The organism is Chromobacterium vaccinii (assembly GCF_000971335.1).
GTDB lineage: Bacteria > Pseudomonadota > Gammaproteobacteria > Burkholderiales > Chromobacteriaceae > Chromobacterium > Chromobacterium vaccinii.
On the sequence record NZ_JZJL01000130.1, the window covers coordinates 1 to 1,119 of the forward strand.

The following is a 1,119-nucleotide window of genomic DNA, read 5'->3' on the forward strand; positions in this document are numbered from 1 at the left end:
CCGGCCCGGAACAGCTGCTGCCGCAGACGCTGGACGGCGAGGAAGGCGTATCCCGCCCCTACCGCTTCCAGCTGGATTGCCTGTCGCCAGATGGCCAGATCGAACTCAAGTCCCTGCTCGGCCACCCGGCCCGCATCGGCCTGATGAATGCCGAAGGCGGCGAGGATGTGCGTTGCGGCGTGATCAGCCAGGCGCGCTTGCTGGGCAGCGATGGCGGCTTTTCCCGCTATGGCCTCACGGTGGAGCCGCCCTTTGCGCTGCTGCGCCATCGTCGGACTTCCCGCGTGTTCCAGGACATGACGGTTCCGGACATCATCAAGCAGATCATCAGCGAACATCAGGCCGCCAATCCCGCCTTTGCCCGCGTGCAGACGCTGGACATCAAGGTGGATGCCGCCCAGCCTTCGCGCAGCTACTGCCTGCAATATAAAGAGAGCGATTTTGATTTCATCGTGCGGCTGATGCATGAGGAAGGTTTTGCCTGGCGCTTCGAACACGTCGATGGCGATAGCCCGCAGGTTCGGCTTGTCGTGTTTGACGATGCCTTCAGCCTGCCTGCCGGCAGCGCGCCAAACGTGCGCTTTCACCGCGCCGACGCCACCGAGGAACAAGACGGCCTGACCGACTGGCAGGCCGCGCGCCAGATCGTCGCCGGCGGCGTGGCGCTGGCCAGCTTCGATTACCGGCCCACTAGCACCAGCCACAGCAGCGACACAAGCCAGGTGGATCAGGGACAAACCGGCCAGGCGTTGCAGAGTAGCTTGACCCAATACGACGCCCCCGGCCTCTACTACGCCAGCGACGCCGACCAGCTCAGCCGCTATGCCCAGCTGCGCCAGCAGGCGCACGACCTGCAGGCCAAGACCTTCACCGGTTCCGGCGCAGTGCGCGGCCTGCAGGCCGGCGCGTGGTTCCGGCTGGACGACCACCCGGCGCACCAGGGCGACAGCGCGGAACAGCGTGAATTCGTCGTCACCGGCCAACGCATCCAGGCCCGCAACAACCTGCCGGGCGACCTATCCCGGCAGCTGCAGGCCATCGCCCCCGGCTTGGGCCTGCAGGCGGCAGACCCGACGGCCGCGCCCTATCAGACCGAATTCCAGGCGCAACGGCGCGGCA

The 1,119-nt window shown here is 66.6% G+C and carries 1 protein-coding gene; it reads left to right on the forward strand.

Translation table 11 applies throughout. From position 1 onward, the window contains the following. Positions 1 to 1,119, forward strand: a 1,119-nt coding sequence (locus VL52_RS22900) for a type VI secretion system Vgr family protein (RefSeq protein WP_046159210.1), incomplete at both ends; no start/stop codon positions are given.